This window comes from Streptomyces nidicola (genome assembly GCF_050106155.1).
Lineage (GTDB): Bacteria > Actinomycetota > Actinomycetes > Streptomycetales > Streptomycetaceae > Streptomyces.
Map to the genome: position 1 here is coordinate 4955138 of NZ_JBNBPI010000001.1, position 14533 is coordinate 4969670.

Sequence of the window (14533 nt, forward strand, 5' to 3'; positions counted from 1 at the left end):
CTAGTCCGTGTCCTCCAGGATGCCCGACTGGCCGATCAGATAGCCCAGTTGGGCCCTGCTGTCGCTGCCCAGCGTCGCCGCCAGCTTCGCGATGTGCACGCGGACCGTACGGACGTTCATGCCGAGCCGCTCCGCGATCACCGCGTCCGTGTGGCCCTCGATGAGGAGCGTCGCGATGGTGCGCTGGCGCGTCGTGACGCCGTCCGAGGCCGGCTCCTCGACCGCCGCCTGCGGGAACATCGGCGTGGCCAGCCGCCACAGCCGCTCGAACGTGGTCGCCAGGTAGGCGATCAGCGCCGGGTGCCGGAGCTCCAGGGCCACCGTGCGGTCCTGGTTCGCGGGGATGAAGGCGACGGTGCGGTCCAGCATGATGAGGCGCTCGGTCACCTCGTCGAGGGTGCGGACCTGGACGTCACCGGCCAGCTGCTCGAAGTGGGCGAGCACGGCCTGCGAGTGGCGTGACGTGTGCTGGTAGAGCGTGCGCATCCGACAGCCACGGGCCAGCAGTTGCTGCTCCTTGGGCAGCGCCGAGGCGAGCAGGGGGGCCGGGCGGTGGCCGCCCGGCTGGATGGTGAGCAGCTCGGTCGACGAGGTGGACATGGCCTCGCCGATCGCGTCGTTGATGCGCTGGAAGCCGAGCAGGACGGTGATCATGGGGGCGTCCGGGACGGCCGCCCGCTCGGCGTCCAGGGCCATCAGCGGGGCGAAGGTCTCGGCGAGCTTCGCCTCCTGGCTGCGGCGCAGGGCGATGTTCTCCTCGACGGCCCGCAGCAGCCGGGGCAGCGCGATCGCGGGGGGAACCGGTCGCAGCCACCCGGGGTCCCCGGTGTCCGGGCGGAGCAGTGCGTGCGCTTCGAGGCAGGGGACCGGCTCGGAGTCCGCGCGCGGTACGCGGCCTTCGCGCAGGGCGCGGGTGTAGAGCCGCATGCCTGCCTCGCACACCTCGCCGACGTCGTGCGAATGAGCCCTGAGGGTCACGACTCGCTCCCTCTGCTCGGTGCGGGGGTGTCTGTGTCGAGCATTCCGGACTGCGCGATGAGAAAGCCGAGTTGGGCCCGGCTGCCGCTGCCGAGGGCGGCCGCGAGTTTGGCTATGTGGGCGCGGCAGGTGCGTACGTTCATACCCAGCCGGCGGGCTATCGCCTCGTCGACGTGGCCTTCGACGAGGAGTTTGGCTATGGAGCGCTGGACGCCCGTGATGCCGTCGGTCGGTGGCCCGTAGGGGGTTTCGTCGAGCAGCGGGACCGCGCGCTGCCAGAGCTGCTCGAAGACATTGGCCAGGTATTCGACCAGACCCGGGTGGCGCAGCTCCAGGGCGGCCTGCCGGTCTTCGCGTGCGGGAATGAACGCGACCGAGCGGTCGAAGATGATCAGCCGCTCGATGAGCTCCTCAAGCGTGCGTATGTCGACGTTCCCCTGGGCCAGGGCTTCCGCGTAGGCGAGGGTGCCGTGACTGTGCCGCGCCGTGTGCTGGTAGAGCGTGCGCATCGTGATGCCGCGATCGGTGATCTCCCTGCCCATCTGCAGGGCCTTGGTGAGCGTGTGCTCGTCCCGGCCCCCTCCGGGCTGGACGGTGAGCATCTCGGTCTTGCACTCCGCGAGGGCCAGTTCGATGGCGGCGTTGATCCGCTCCTTGCCCTCGAGCACCGTGATGGAGTGGGTGGTCGGTTGCCGCTGGGCGCTGATGGCCAGGAATGGCTCGAAGGCATCGGTGAGTTCGATCGCGAGAGCCCTTCTTTCCTGTATCTCGCGTTCGAGGGGATGCAGCCGTTGCGAGAGCGCCGCTGTCGGCGGAACCGGCCGGAGCCAGGCGGAGTCATCAGGATCGGGATGCAGGAGAGCGAAGTCCAGCAGGCAGGGAGCCGAGGAGATTTCGCTGCGTGCGATGCGTCCTGAGCGCAGGGCTGTCGCGTACAAGTGCCTCCCGGCGTCGCACAGCTCGGTCATGGCGTGTGGATGTGCCTGATTTGAGCTGGTATTGGGCATAGCTCCACCCCCCAGGGTCCTGAACGTGCAGGAACATGATGCATCGACCCTGTGGTGTTTGCGTGGCCGAATGAGCCATCGTCGTGGAGAGCCGGGGGAGAGAATCCATGAAAGTGAGGACGAGACCCGCTATGCGTAAGGGAATACTTCGCGCCGTTGTTGCCGGCGCTTTCTCCGCCGGGCTGGTCCTCGGCGCGATCGGGCCGATGGACGCCATCTGGAACACCGCACCCGCGGCCCAGGCGGACGCGATCTGGAACGTGGCGCCCACGACCGTCCAGGCACTTCCCGCCGACGCGATCTGGGACTCCGCGCCCACGGACGCAGGCGCATGATCACCCCGCCCGACGACCGGTCGTTACGCCGGGAGATGGCGATCGCCTACCGCTCCGGTTGGCACACCATCGACCTCGTGACCGCGATTCCGAGCGACGGTGACTCCCTCATGGTCACCCTCTTCGGAGAGCCCATCATCGTGGTCCGCGAGGGCGACGACATCAGGGCCTACCGGTGTCTGCGCCGACCGCGCGGAGCCCCACAGCCGGTACGTACGGTCGTCCGATACGGAATGATCTTCGTCAACCTCGACCAGCGGGACCATGAACTGGTCGGCGAGGCAGGACCCGAGCCCTCGCAGTCCCACCCACGCTCCACAGCCACCCCCCGCAGTGCCTGACGCGATGCCCCCGTCGTTGTAATCGCGCAGGTGCTTCCCCCCTGCAGCGGCGTCACCGTGAACCTGACACGGTGGCGCCGCTGTAGTTGTGTACGGGGGCGTACGGGGCCGGGGGCCGGCGGGTTCGGGTGCTACGCGGTTTCGGGGGCGGGGAGGTTCGCCGTGGCCCGGCCGACCGCTATCTCTATGACCACCCGGTCCGGGTTCGGCCGGGGCGCGCGCGAGTAGCGCTCGGCGTAGCGGCGCTCGGCGTCCGCGACGCGCTCCGGGTCCGTGTGCACCGTCGCCCGCCCCTCCAGCGTCGCCCACCAGCGGCCGTCGACCTGGCACACAGCGGCGAACCCCGACCCCTCGACGACGTGGGCGGCCTTCCTGGTGGACTTGCCCGTGATGATGCGGGCGACCCGCGCCTCGGCGTCGTACGTCACCCCGACCGGGACCACATGCGGCGTGCCGTTCGCGCGCAGCGTCGTCAGGGTGCACAGGTGCCGCTCGCGCCAGAAGTCGAGGAAGGCGGATCCGGGGGCGTCGAGGTCGATGCGCTTGGCCATGAACGGGAACCTATCCCAGAGGGCACGGGCCCTTTCCCCGGACGCCCTTGAGTGGAATAGACTCAACTTTGTACACGTTGGACGAGTCAGAGTTTCCCGCAGGGATCACCCAGCCGTACATGGAGGAGAACAGGCACGTGGACGCCGAGCTGACGAACCGGAGCCGCGACGCGATCAACGCGGCAAGCAGCCGGGCCGTGTCCGGGGGCCACCCGGATCTGACCCCGGCGCACTTGCTCCTGGCTCTGCTGGAGGGCCAGGACAACGAGAACATCACCGACCTCCTCGCCGCGGTCGACGCCGATCAGGCGCAGGTACGGGCGGGCGCCGAGCGGGCACTGGCCGCGCTGCCCAGCGTCACGGGATCCACCGTCGCGCCGCCGCAGCCCAACCGCGACCTGCTCGCCGTCATCGCCGACGCGTCCGAGCGCGCCAAGGACCTCGGCGACGAGTACCTCTCCACGGAACACCTGCTCATCGGCATCGCGGCCAAGGGCGGCGCCGCCGCCGACGTACTCACGCAGAACGGGGCCAGTGCCAAGAAGCTGGTCGACGCATTCACCAAGAGCAGGGGAGGGCGCCGGGTGACCACACCCGACCCCGAAGGGTCCTACAAGGCGCTGGAGAAGTTCGGTACGGACTTCACGGCGGCGGCCCGCGAGGGCAAGCTCGACCCGGTCATCGGCCGCGACCAGGAGATCCGCCGCGTCGTCCAGGTCCTGTCCCGCCGCACCAAGAACAACCCGGTGCTCATCGGCGAACCCGGCGTCGGCAAGACCGCCGTCGTCGAAGGCCTCGCCCAGCGCATCATCAAGGGCGACGTACCGGAGTCCCTCAAGGACAAGCGGCTCGTCTCGCTCGACCTCGGCGCGATGGTCGCGGGCGCCAAGTACCGCGGCGAGTTCGAGGAGCGCCTCAAGACCGTCCTCTCCGAGATCAAGGAGAGCGACGGCCAGATCATCACGTTCATCGACGAGCTGCACACCGTCGTCGGCGCGGGCGCCGGCGGCGACTCCGCCATGGATGCGGGCAACATGCTCAAGCCGATGCTCGCCCGCGGCGAACTCCGCATGGTCGGCGCGACCACGCTCGACGAGTACCGCGAGCGCATCGAGAAGGACCCCGCCTTGGAGCGCCGCTTCCAGCAGGTCCTCGTCGCCGAGCCCTCCGTCGAGGACTCCATCGCGATCCTCCGTGGCCTCAAGGGCCGCTACGAGGCCCACCACAAGGTCCAGATCAACGACAGCGCCCTGGTCGCCGCCGCCACGCTCTCCGACCGCTACATCACCTCCCGCTTCCTCCCCGACAAGGCCATCGACCTCGTCGACGAGGCGGCCTCCCGGCTCCGCATGGAGATCGACTCCTCACCCCTGGAGATCGACGAACTCCAGCGCGCCGTCGACCGGTTGAAGATGGAGGAGATGGCCCTCGCCAAGGAGACCGACCCGGCCTCCCGCGACCGCCTGGACAAGCTCCGCCGCGACCTCGCCGACAAGGAGGAGGAGCTGCGCGGCCTCACCGCACGCTGGGAGAAGGAGAAGCAGTCCCTCAACCGCGTCGGTGAACTGAAGGAGAAGCTCGACGAACTGCGCGGCCAGGCCGAACGGGCGCAGCGCGACGGCGACTTCGACACGGCATCCAAGCTCCTCTACGGCGAGATCCCCACCCTCGAACGCGACCTGGAGGAAGCCTCCGAGGCCGAGGAAGAGGTCTCGCGCGACACCATGGTCAAGGAGGAGGTCGGCCCCGACGACATCGCCGACGTCGTCGCCTCCTGGACCGGTATCCCGGCAGGCCGCCTCATGGAGGGCGAGACGCAGAAGCTCCTGCGCATGGAGGACGAGCTCGGCAAGCGCCTCATCGGCCAGACCGAAGCGGTCCGCGCGGTCTCCGACGCGGTCCGCCGCACCCGCGCCGGCATCGCCGACCCCGACCGCCCCACCGGCTCCTTCCTCTTCCTCGGCCCGACGGGCGTCGGCAAGACGGAACTCGCCAAGGCCCTCGCCGACTTCCTCTTCGACGACGAGCGGGCCATGATCCGCATCGACATGTCGGAGTACGGGGAGAAGCACAGCGTCGCCCGCCTGGTCGGCGCGCCGCCCGGCTACGTCGGCTACGAGGAGGGCGGCCAGCTCACCGAGTCGGTCCGCCGCCGCCCGTACTCCGTGGTCCTCCTCGATGAGGTCGAAAAGGCCCACCCCGAGGTCTTCGACATCCTCCTCCAGGTCCTCGACGACGGCCGCCTCACCGACGGCCAGGGCCACACGGTCGACTTCCGCAACACGATCCTCGTCCTGACGTCGAACCTGGGCAGCCAGTACCTGGTCGAACCCCTCACCTCGGCGGAGGAAAAGAAGCAACAAGTCCTGGAGGTCGTCCGCTCCTCCTTCAAGCCCGAATTCCTCAACCGCCTCGACGACCTGGTGGTCTTCTCGGCCCTGGACAAGGACGAGCTCTCCCGCATCGCCCACCTCCAGCTGAACCGCCTCGCGAAGCGCCTCGCCGACCGCCGCCTCACCCTCGACGTCTCCGACGAGGCCCTGGCCTGGCTCGCCGACGAGGGCAACGACCCGGCCTACGGCGCCCGCCCCCTGCGCCGCCTGATCCAAACCGCCATCGGCGACCGCCTCGCCAAGGAGATCCTCTCCGGCGAGGTCAAGGACGGCGACACGGTCCGCGTCGACGCGTTCGGCGACGGGTTGATCGTGGGTCCTGCGACGGGGAAGACGCTGTAGTCCGCCCGCCGCGAAACGCCCGCGTCCCTGGGAAGGGGCGCGGGCTTGCCCTTGGGGGGCCTCGGTGGGAGAGGATGGCGGCATCCATACGAAGGGACCAAGCAAGTGAGCATCGACCCGTCCTCGATTCCCAATTTCGGGGGACAGCCCGAGCCGCAGGAGGGCGCGGGACCGGCCGGTCCCGTGGTTCCCGACCAGGACCTGGTCAAGCAGCTTCTGGAGCAGATGGAGCTCAAGTACGTCACCGACGAGGAGGGTGACCTCGCGGCGCCGTGGGAGGAGTTCCGTACGTACTTCATGTTCCGCGGCGAGGATGACCAGCAGGTCTTCTCGGTGCGGACGTTCTACGACCGGCCGCACGGCATCGAGATCAAGCCGCAGCTGCTCGAGTCGATCGACGACTGGAACCGCCGCACCCTGTGGCCGAAGGTCTACAGCCACACCCACGACGACGGCACCGTCCGCCTCATCGGTGAGGCGCAGATGCTGATCGGCACCGGGGTCTCGCTCGAGCACTTCGTGTCGTCGACGGTCAGCTGGGTGCGCGCCGCGATCGAGTTCGACCGGTGGCTGGTGGAGCAGCTCGGCCTGGAGGCCGACGTCGACTCCGCGGAGAAGCCGGAGGACGGCGACGACTCCCAGTGAGTTCGCGTGAGTTCGCGTGAGAGCCCGGTCGGTGTTTCCGTCACCATGACGGTGTGCACCGGCCGGGCTCTTGGCGTGGCTACGAGTCCGTGGGTGACGGCTTCGGGTCGATGCGGAACAGTTCGCTGTCGACCTGGCCGATGAGGCCGTGGCGGCCCTCGGTCATCAGCTCGGGGGCGACGCCGCCCCGCACCGGCCGCTCGGGCAGCTTCACCTTGCCGCGCCAGCGCACCGCGCCGTTGTCGAGGTCGAGGCCCACCATGTTCCCGGTCGGGTCGAGGAAGTAGGCGACCCGGTCGGTGAGGTTCACGGCGGCGGCGGAGGCCAGTTCGTACATGCCGGGGCCGCTGGGGTCCTTGCGGAGCCTGAGGCCGGATGGGCTCGCCCACAGTTGTTTCCCGTCGGCGGCCGACCACGCGAGGGCCGTGCCGTCCTTGCGGACCGCGAGCATGACGCCGTCCGCGATCACGCCGCCGCGCGGTCCGTCTGCGCGGTGCTTCGTCACCTTCCCGGTGCCCGTGTCGACGCGGATCAGGTCGGTGGGGCCGCGATCACCGAAGAACTTCTGGTTTCCGGCCATGGCGTTGAGCAGCACCGTGTCGCCGTCCCTGCCGACGTAGGACGTCATGCCCTTGAGCGTCGCCACCGTGTGCGGGCGGCCGGTCGCCGGGTCGAGGCGGACGACGGTGCTGCGCTGCGGCGCCTTCTCGCTGTCGGGCGAGCACATCAGGTACGGGACGCCGCCGATCGCGGCGGCGGTGCAGTCGGCCCGCTTCCACTTGTGCGTCCACAGCGTGCGGCCGGTCCTGGGGGCGAGGGCCGCCGCGCTCTTGAACGTGGGGGTGTTGGCGAGGACGCCGCCGTCGAAGAGCACGGCGGAGTCCGCGTCGCGGCTGTCGTCGGCCAGCTTGTGCTTCCAGAGCACCTTGCGGCTGTCGAGGTCGACGGCGACGACGTCGGTCCCGGGGTTCGAGGTGCCGGGCGCGTGGTCGGCGTAGGTGTAGAGGATTCCGTCGCGGACCCCGGCCATCGATCCCGCGGGGGTGCCGCCGCCGTCGTCGTTCGCGGACGGGCGCTGCCAGACGACCTTTCCGGTGCGGGTGTCGACGCCGAGGCCGTCGTACCCGGCGCCCCGGCAGTACACGGCTCCGGAGCCGTTCATGCAGGCGTCCCACGTGGTTTTGCCGGGGAGCGTGGTCTGCCAGCGCAGTTTGCCCTCGCGGCTGACGTGGGTGGCCGGTGCCGGGGCCTCGCTCCCCGTGCCGGTGACGAGGACCGTGCCGAAGGCGATGGCGGTGAGGCCGAGGGCGGCGCCGGTGACGCGCAGTGTGGTGCGGCGCCTGCGGCGGCGTACGAGACGGTCGCTGAGGTCCGTGGGGGCGGCGGTGGTGTCGGGGGTCCACGTGTGCAGGGTGTCGCGGAGCGCCCGGTCGAGCTGGTCGGCGTTCATGCGTGGGCTCCCTTCGGCGCGGTGCCGTTGGCGGGGCGGTCGGGATCGGTGGCCGCGGCGGGGTGCCGGGCGTCGAGTTCCGGCGCGAGCGCGCGCAGCCGGGCCAGGGAGCGGTGGGTGGTGCTGCGTACGGTGCCGACCGAGCAGCCGAGGGCGGCCGCCACCTCGGTCTCGGACAGGTCCTCGAAGTAGCGCAGGACGAGCATGGTGCGCTGGCGCGGGGTGAGCCGGGCCAGCGCGCCGGCCATGGTGATCCGCAGGTCGGCGTCGGCGGTGCCGTCGGCCGTTCCCTCTTCGCGCCACACCGTGCGCGAGGCGTCGAACGTCGGTTCGCGGTGCGGCCGGCGCAGCCGCCAGCGGCTGATCTGGTGCCGGTACATCACCTTGCGGACGTAGCCCTCGGGGTCGTCGATGTGCCGCCAGCGCCCCAGGGTCTTCAGCAGCGCGGTCTGTACGAGGTCTTCGGCCTCGTGCCGGTCGCCGCCGGTGAGCAGGTTCGCCAGGCGGAGCAGGGTGCCCCACCTGGCGTCGACGAAGTCCCGGAATCTGAGCTGATCCTGCGGGTCCATTGGCCCTCCCGTTCTCTGACGCCCACAAGGACGCGCGGAGCACGGGACATCTATGCCTGCCGTGCGGGCCTTCTTCTTCACAGGCCTTCTTCACGGGCCTTGTTCAATGGGACGCCGTGAACCGCCCTATCGCGTACGCACCTTGGCGAGCCGCGCCGCCGCCTCGCTGAGTACCTCGTCCTGCTTGCAGAAGGCGAAGCGGACGAAGGGGGCTCCCGCGGCGCGGTCGTCGTAGAAGACGGCGTTGGGGACCGCGACGACGCCGCAGCGTTCGGGGAGGGCGCGGCAGAATTCGAAGCCGTCGTCGAAGCCGAGGGGGCGGATGTCGGTGGTGATGAAGTAGGTGCCCTGGGGGCGGAAGACGGTGAAGCCGGCGTCTTCGAGGCCGGAGGCGAGGAGTTCGCGCTTGGCCGTCATGGTGGCGCGGAAGTCGGAGAAGTAGCTGTCGGGGAGGGCGAGGGCCTCGGCGACGGCGTACTGGAAGGGGCCCGCGGAGACGTACGTCAGGAACTGCTTCGCGGAGCGGACCGCCGTGACGAGCTCCGGCGTGGACGTCACCCAGCCGACCTTCCAGCCGGTGAACGAGAACGTCTTGCCCGCGGAGCCGATGGTGACGGTGCGCTCGCGCATGCCGGGGAGCGTGGCGAGCGGGATGTGTTCGGCGTCGCCGTAGGTGAGGTGTTCGTAGACCTCGTCGGTGACGACCAGGAGGTCGCGCTCGACGGCGAGTTCGGCGATGGCGGTCAGTTCGGCGCGGCTGAGGACGGTGCCGGTGGGGTTGTGCGGGGTGTTGATGAGGAGGAGGCGGGTGCGGGGGGTGATCGCGTCGCGCAGTTCGTCGAGGTCGAGGCGGAACGACCCCTCGTGGGGACGCAGGGTGACCGGGACGCGGGTGCCGCCGGCGAGGGCGATGCTCGCCGCGTACGAGTCGTAATAGGGCTCGAAGGCGATGACCTCGTCGCCGGGCTCGACGAGGGCGAGGAGGGAGGCGGCGATGGCCTCGGTCGCGCCCGCCGTGACCAGGACCTCGCGGTCGGGGTCGAACTCCATGCCGTAGCGGCGCTGCTGGTGGGCGGCGATCGCGGTGCGCAGCTCGGGGATGCCGGGGCCCGGCGGGTACTGGTTGCCGTGTCCCGCGCGCAGCGCCCGTACGGCGGCCTCGCGCACCTGCTCGGGGCCGTCGGTGTCGGGGAAGCCCTGGCCGAGGTTGATGGCGCCGGTCCGCACGGCGAGCGCGGACATCTCGGCGAAGATCGTCGTTCCGAACTCGGCGAGGCGGCGGTTGAGCAGGGGGCGTGCGCTGGAGGTCATGCCGGCCATCCTGCGCCGAACCTCTGGACTTCCTCAACTCCTGCTTGGCGTGCTCCGGGCGGGGGCATTCCCCTGTCACGCCCGCACGGGGCGGCCCCTCGGGGGATACGGGGGAAGAGAGAGGAGGGCCGGTGATGAACGTGTTCTTCATCGTGGTCTTCGTGGCGCTGGTGCTCGCCATCGTGCTCGGAACGGCCAGGGCGGGCGGCAGTGGCCGCTCATCCAGTACATCGTTGAAGAAGAACCGTGCCGGCAGGAGCAGCTGGTGGGCCGGTGGCGGTGCCGCGAGCGGCGGCGGGAGTTACGGGTGTTCCTCGTCGGGTGACTCGGGCGGCGGCCATCACGGCCACTCGTGCGGCGGCGGCTCCTCCTGTGGGGGAGGCGGCTCGTCGTGCGGCGGTGGCGGTGGTGGATGCGGGGGCGGCGGAAGCTGACACACCGTTGTCCGGGCGTGCGGCCCGCGCGGAGACGACTGACACGGGGCAGTCGGTCCGCGTGGGCCGCACGCTTGTCCGGTTGTGCCCTCGCAGGTTGTGCGCCGGGCGCGAAAGGTGCTCGTTGAAGTTGAACAGTTGAGCTGTGCTGCCCTCGGGGGGATGGAAACCCTCCGAAGTTGGGTAAAAACGCTGTGACGGCGTCGCCCACCATGATTCCCTTTAACCGTCAACGCAGCCCTCGTACTACGTAGTTATCGCGTTCTCGTGGGCACGAGCCGGCCCCTTTGATCCAGCCGGCCCCACTTCCCTTTGCGTGCTAGCGGAGCCGACCCATGCTCACGACCCTGAACACCGCCTATTCCGATACGAGCGCGGCCGATCTGGCCTGGGCCCTCGGCCGGGAGCCCCTGCCCGCGCTCGCCACGCTCGACCTCGACATCGACGATGCCAGGCTTCAGCTGAGGCTGCTCGGCGCCTCTCACCAGGTACTGCTCGAGGAGGAGCGCGGCAGCTGTTCGGAGACCGTGGCGTGCATCCCCGGCAGCAGTACGCCGCTCCCGCTGGGCGTCGCGAAGCGCCTCGGCGACTGGGAGTACGAATTCGCGGCCCGCGTCGAACATTTGACGGCGGGCCAATTCGCGGGCCGCGCACAGGAGTTGCTCGCACTCGTCGCCGACCATCCGAACGGTCTGGCGGGCGTCTTTCCCGGCAGCCCGCACGCCTTCACCGCGATGCTCGCGCAGCGGTACGAGGGTCAGGTGCAGTGGCGCACCTGGCACGCCTACCCGCAGGACGGCCAGTTGGTCGCCACGCGTACGCGGGTGGGGGCGCGGATGCCGGTGGCCGCCGCGCTGTAGCGGCGCGAGCGGCGGTGCGGGTATGCCTGCGGTGCACCGGTTCCACACGTGTGGGTGACTGGACGGAGTCAAACCGTGACGTAGCGTTCCAGGCGTGATCGAACCGCACCCACCCGTGACGACCCGAGGCCCCAGGCCCCTGGGCGGCCCGGTCCGGTCCCCGCTCCCGGTGAAGCCGGGCACCGGGCGCCTCCTCGTCCTCGCAGGAGTCTTCGTCTGCGCGGCCTGCGGGCTGGTCTACGAACTCGAACTGGTCGCGCTCGCCTCGTACTTGATGGGCGACTCGGTCACCCAGGCCTCCGTCGTGCTCTCCGTCATGGTCTTCGCGATGGGCCTCGGTTCGCTCGCCGCCAAGCGGCTGCGGCTGCGCGCCGCGGTCGGCTTCGGGATGATCGAGGCGCTGCTCGCGCTCGTCGGCGGGTGCAGTGCCATGGCGCTGTACGCGGTGTTCGCGTGGACCGGGGACTGGGGCGGGGCCTGGGCGGACGGGCCGCGCTGGCTGCTCGTCGGGTTCTCGCTGGCCATCGGGGTGCTGATCGGGGCGGAGGTGCCGCTCCTCATGGTGCTGATCCAGCGGATCCGGCGGCAGGACGCGGGCGGGGCCGTGGCCGACCTGTTCGCGGCGGACTATGTGGGTGCGCTGGTGGGCGGCCTTGCGTTCCCTTTCCTTCTGCTGCCGCTGCTCGGGCAGTTGACGGGGGCGCTGCTCACCGGGGCGGTCAACGCGGTGGCGGGGGCGGTGCTCGTCCTCGGCCTGTTCCGGCGGGACCTGAGCCGGCGGGCCCGCTGGCTGCTGATCGTCGCGAACGTCACGGTGCTCGGCGTGCTCGCCACGTCCTGGGTCCTCGTCGACGACTTCGAGCGGGCGGCCCGGCACGCCCTGTTCGGGGCGGATGTGCGGGTCGCCGTGCAGACCGGGGCGCAGGAAGTCGTGCTCACGGGCGGTGGGCGGCGACCCACGTCGCTCTTTCTCGACGGGCAGTTGCGGGCCGACGGGCGTGAACGGGGCCGCCCCTACCGGCAGTTGGTCGGCCCCGCGCTGCACGGTGGTCCACGTGCGCGGGTCCTGATCCTCGGCGGGGGCGACGGGCTGGCCGCGCGGGAGGCGCTGCGGGTCCGCGGGGTGCGGCGCGTGGACGTGGTCGACCCCGATCCGGCGGTGGTGCGCCTGGCCAGGACCGATCCGGGGCTGAGTGGGCTGAACGGGCGGGCGTTCAGGGATCCGCGGGTGCGGGTGGTGACGGGGGACGTGTTCGCGTGGCTGCGGAGCGCTCCGCGGGCGCTGCCGTACGACGTGGTGGTGTGCGATCTGCCCGACCCCGGCAGCACGGCGAGCACGAAGCTGTACTCGCAGGAGTTCTACGGGTTGGTGGGGCGGGTCCTCACGGACCGGGGGCGAGTGGTGGTGCGGGTGAGGGGTGCGGCGGCGCCGCTGGACACGGCGGCGTCGACGGTTCGCTCCGCGGGGTTGCGGGCGGTGGCGTATCGCGGGGACGGGGGTGTGGGGTTCGTCCTGGCGGGCTGGACACGACCGGGGCCTCCGGCGGGGGTGCGGGTGGTGCGGGCGGGGGTGGGGGTGGCGCCGTCGACGTTGGTGCATCCGCGGTTCGGCGACTGACGCGGGGCCCTGCGGGGTGCGGGGTGCGGGTTCCGGGGGCCGGTGGGCGTCGGGTTGTTGCGCGGCGGCGGGGTTGTGGGGCGGTGCCGGGGCGGCGCCCACGGTCCCGGTTCGCGGCGCCGTGCTTTCCGGCTGCGCCGGGCTTCGGTCGTCTCCCACCCGCCCGCCCCCTCCGGGGGCTTCGGCTCCCCGGGGCGGGGCGTGTGTGGCGGGGCTGCGAGTCCGCCGACTGAGGTTCTCTTCCCCCGCCCCACCCCTTCCCGAAAGTCCTGCGGACGGCCGCCTCAATCGCCGGCGGGGCTTGATCTACCAAGCCCCGCCGGTGCGGCTGGGCGGGACTTCGGTCGTCGACCGGGCGCGCCCCCTTCGGGGCTCGGCTGCCCGGGGTGGTGCCTGATGCGCGGTGCCGGGGCAGCGTCCGGCGGTGTTGATGTGGTGGCGTCCCGGGCCCAGTCGTGGTCGCAGTAGCACAGGTGCACCCTGGGGCGGTGGAAAGTCGAAAGGTGGAGGGCGAAGGGGGTACATGTGAGCGATGAGGTCGCTAGGCTCGGCGGCATGGAGCATGAGGTGTTCGTTCCGGTTCCGGCGGAGTCACTGCGGGCGGTGCTCTGCGATTCCCAACGCGTCGACCGGGCCCTGCCCGGCTACCAGCGTGACGCCTCCGGTGGCGGAGGCCGCCTGAAGGTACGTATCGGCGGGCACACCATCACGTACCGGGGCGGCGTCACCGTGACGCAGTCGGCGGACGGTTCCTTCGCCGTGACGGGTGAAGGCAGCGAGGCCCGCGGCACGGGAGGCGTGAAGTTCGCCCTGACCGCCCGGGTCGCGGCGGCGGCCGGCGGCTCCGCGGTCACCTTCTCCGGCACCGGTTCCGGCGACGGCCGGGTCGCGGAACTGCCGCGCGAGGCCGTGGCGTCGGCTGCCCATCGTCTGCTGAACCGTTTCGCGGAGAACCTGGGCGCGACCGGCCAGGAGCCGGGGTCGGACCCCGACGAGGACATGGGCGCGGGCCCGGGCGAGGGCGTGAGTGGCGGCTCGGTTGAGGACGCGTATGAGGGCTCGGGTGAAGAGTCCGTCGACGACACGGTCGAGGGCTCGGGCGACGAGCCCGCCGACGACACCGTCGAGGGCGCCGGCAGCAGCTCGGTCGGCGACCCCGCCGACCGCGACGGCGAAGGTGGGCGGGCCGAGGTGTTCCCGTCGGCCGAAGACCACTCCGCCCTCTTCGACACCGAGATCCCGCCCCCGTCCCTCGACCCCGACGCGGACCTCGCGGCCGCCGAGGGACCCGAATCCGACCTCCCGGCGGAGCCGGTCGCCGCGCACGCCCGGCGCACGATGATCGGCCGCAGCGCGGAGGAGGTCGACCACGCGCCGCCGCGCGGCCGGTACGCTCCCGTGCCCGCCCCCGAGGGCGTCACGACCAGCGCCACGTTGCGCTGGGCCGCTCCCGCGGCCGCCGTCGCACTCGCCTCGGCGATCGTCGTCGGCCGGGTCCTCCGCAGGCGCCGCTAGGGCCCTCCGCGTAATCGGCGCGGCCTTCCGCAGCGCCGCCAGACACCCTCCCCACAATCGACGGAGCTTTCCGCAGGCACCGCTAGGTCCCTCTGCGTAATCGGCGTGGCCGCCAGCCCCCTCCCCGCAACCGGCGGAGCCCTCCGCAGGCGCTGCCAGGCGTACGCCGCATAGGCTCAGGACC

General features: G+C 71.1%; 14 protein-coding genes. 8 read left to right on the top strand and 6 right to left on the bottom strand.

Annotated elements, in window-relative coordinates; all coding sequences use genetic code 11:
• A complete protein-coding gene (locus ACOKM3_RS22580) occupies positions 1–927 on the bottom strand; it encodes a helix-turn-helix transcriptional regulator (RefSeq protein ID WP_426906870.1) in 927 nt (308 codons plus the stop codon).
• A gap of 47 nt (positions 928–974) precedes the next feature.
• Positions 975–1985 carry a helix-turn-helix transcriptional regulator gene (locus ACOKM3_RS22585; protein WP_426902861.1) on the bottom strand — a complete coding sequence of 337 codons (1011 nt, stop codon included), beginning with the start codon at positions 1983–1985 and terminating at the stop codon, positions 975–977.
• Positions 1986–2116: 131 nt separating this feature from the next.
• On the opposite strand from ACOKM3_RS22585, the gene ACOKM3_RS22590 reads away from it, so the two are divergent.
• Together ACOKM3_RS22590 and ACOKM3_RS22595 are read left to right on the top strand one after the other, a co-directional pair.
• Positions 2117–2320 (top strand): hypothetical protein, encoded by a 204-nt coding sequence (locus ACOKM3_RS22590; protein WP_426902862.1) that lies wholly within the window; start codon positions 2117–2119, stop codon positions 2318–2320.
• Positions 2317–2661: a Rieske (2Fe-2S) protein gene (locus tag ACOKM3_RS22595; protein ID WP_266711699.1), complete on the top strand. Its 345-nt coding sequence runs from the start codon at positions 2317–2319 to the stop codon at positions 2659–2661. The genes ACOKM3_RS22590 and ACOKM3_RS22595 overlap by 4 nt, the downstream gene beginning before the upstream one ends.
• Positions 2662–2792: 131 nt before the next feature.
• On the opposite strand, the gene ACOKM3_RS22600 is transcribed toward ACOKM3_RS22595, so the two are convergent.
• Positions 2793–3212 (bottom strand): pyridoxamine 5'-phosphate oxidase family protein, encoded by a 420-nt coding sequence (locus tag ACOKM3_RS22600; RefSeq protein WP_426902863.1) that lies wholly within the window; start codon positions 3210–3212, stop codon positions 2793–2795.
• A 137-nt stretch (positions 3213–3349) separates the two neighbouring features.
• On the opposite strand from ACOKM3_RS22600, the gene clpB reads away from it, so the two are divergent.
• Together clpB and ACOKM3_RS22610 are read left to right on the top strand one after the other, a co-directional pair.
• A complete protein-coding gene (gene clpB, locus ACOKM3_RS22605; protein ID WP_426906871.1) occupies positions 3350–5947 on the top strand; it encodes an ATP-dependent chaperone ClpB in 2598 nt (865 codons plus the stop codon).
• 105 nt (positions 5948–6052) lie between these two features.
• Positions 6053–6592, top strand: coding sequence for a YbjN domain-containing protein (locus ACOKM3_RS22610; protein ID WP_426902864.1), 540 nt, complete (start codon positions 6053–6055; stop codon positions 6590–6592).
• Positions 6593–6671: 79 nt separating this feature from the next.
• Here ACOKM3_RS22610 and ACOKM3_RS22615 read toward each other — a convergent pair whose 3' ends face one another.
• The 3 genes from ACOKM3_RS22615 to ACOKM3_RS22625 form a co-directional block, all read right to left on the bottom strand.
• Positions 6672–8042, bottom strand: a complete 1371-nt coding sequence (locus ACOKM3_RS22615; RefSeq protein WP_426902865.1) for an outer membrane protein assembly factor BamB family protein — start codon at positions 8040–8042, stop codon at positions 6672–6674.
• The gene (locus tag ACOKM3_RS22620) at positions 8039–8611 is read right to left on the bottom strand and encodes a SigE family RNA polymerase sigma factor (protein WP_426902866.1); all 573 of its coding nucleotides are present in this window, start codon (positions 8609–8611) and stop codon (positions 8039–8041) included. The genes ACOKM3_RS22615 and ACOKM3_RS22620 overlap by 4 nt, the downstream gene beginning before the upstream one ends.
• A 126-nt stretch (positions 8612–8737) precedes the next feature.
• Positions 8738–9931 carry a pyridoxal phosphate-dependent aminotransferase gene (locus ACOKM3_RS22625; protein WP_426902867.1) on the bottom strand — a complete coding sequence of 398 codons (1194 nt, stop codon included), beginning with the start codon at positions 9929–9931 and terminating at the stop codon, positions 8738–8740.
• Positions 9932–10056: 125 nt separating this feature from the next.
• On the opposite strand from ACOKM3_RS22625, the gene ACOKM3_RS22630 reads away from it, so the two are divergent.
• From ACOKM3_RS22630 to ACOKM3_RS22645, 4 genes are all read left to right on the top strand, one after another.
• Positions 10057–10356: a hypothetical protein gene (locus tag ACOKM3_RS22630; RefSeq protein ID WP_426902868.1), complete on the top strand. Its 300-nt coding sequence runs from the start codon at positions 10057–10059 to the stop codon at positions 10354–10356.
• Between the two features lie 335 nt (positions 10357–10691).
• The gene (locus ACOKM3_RS22635) at positions 10692–11216 is read left to right on the top strand and encodes a DUF2617 family protein (protein WP_426902869.1); all 525 of its coding nucleotides are present in this window, start codon (positions 10692–10694) and stop codon (positions 11214–11216) included.
• Between the two features lie 94 nt (positions 11217–11310).
• On the top strand, positions 11311–12834 hold the full coding sequence (locus ACOKM3_RS22640; RefSeq protein ID WP_426902870.1) for a polyamine aminopropyltransferase: 1524 nt from the start codon (positions 11311–11313) through the stop codon (positions 12832–12834).
• Between the two features lie 555 nt (positions 12835–13389).
• A complete protein-coding gene (locus ACOKM3_RS22645) occupies positions 13390–14349 on the top strand; it encodes an SRPBCC family protein (protein ID WP_426902871.1) in 960 nt (319 codons plus the stop codon).
• Positions 14350–14533: the final 184 nt, after the last annotated feature.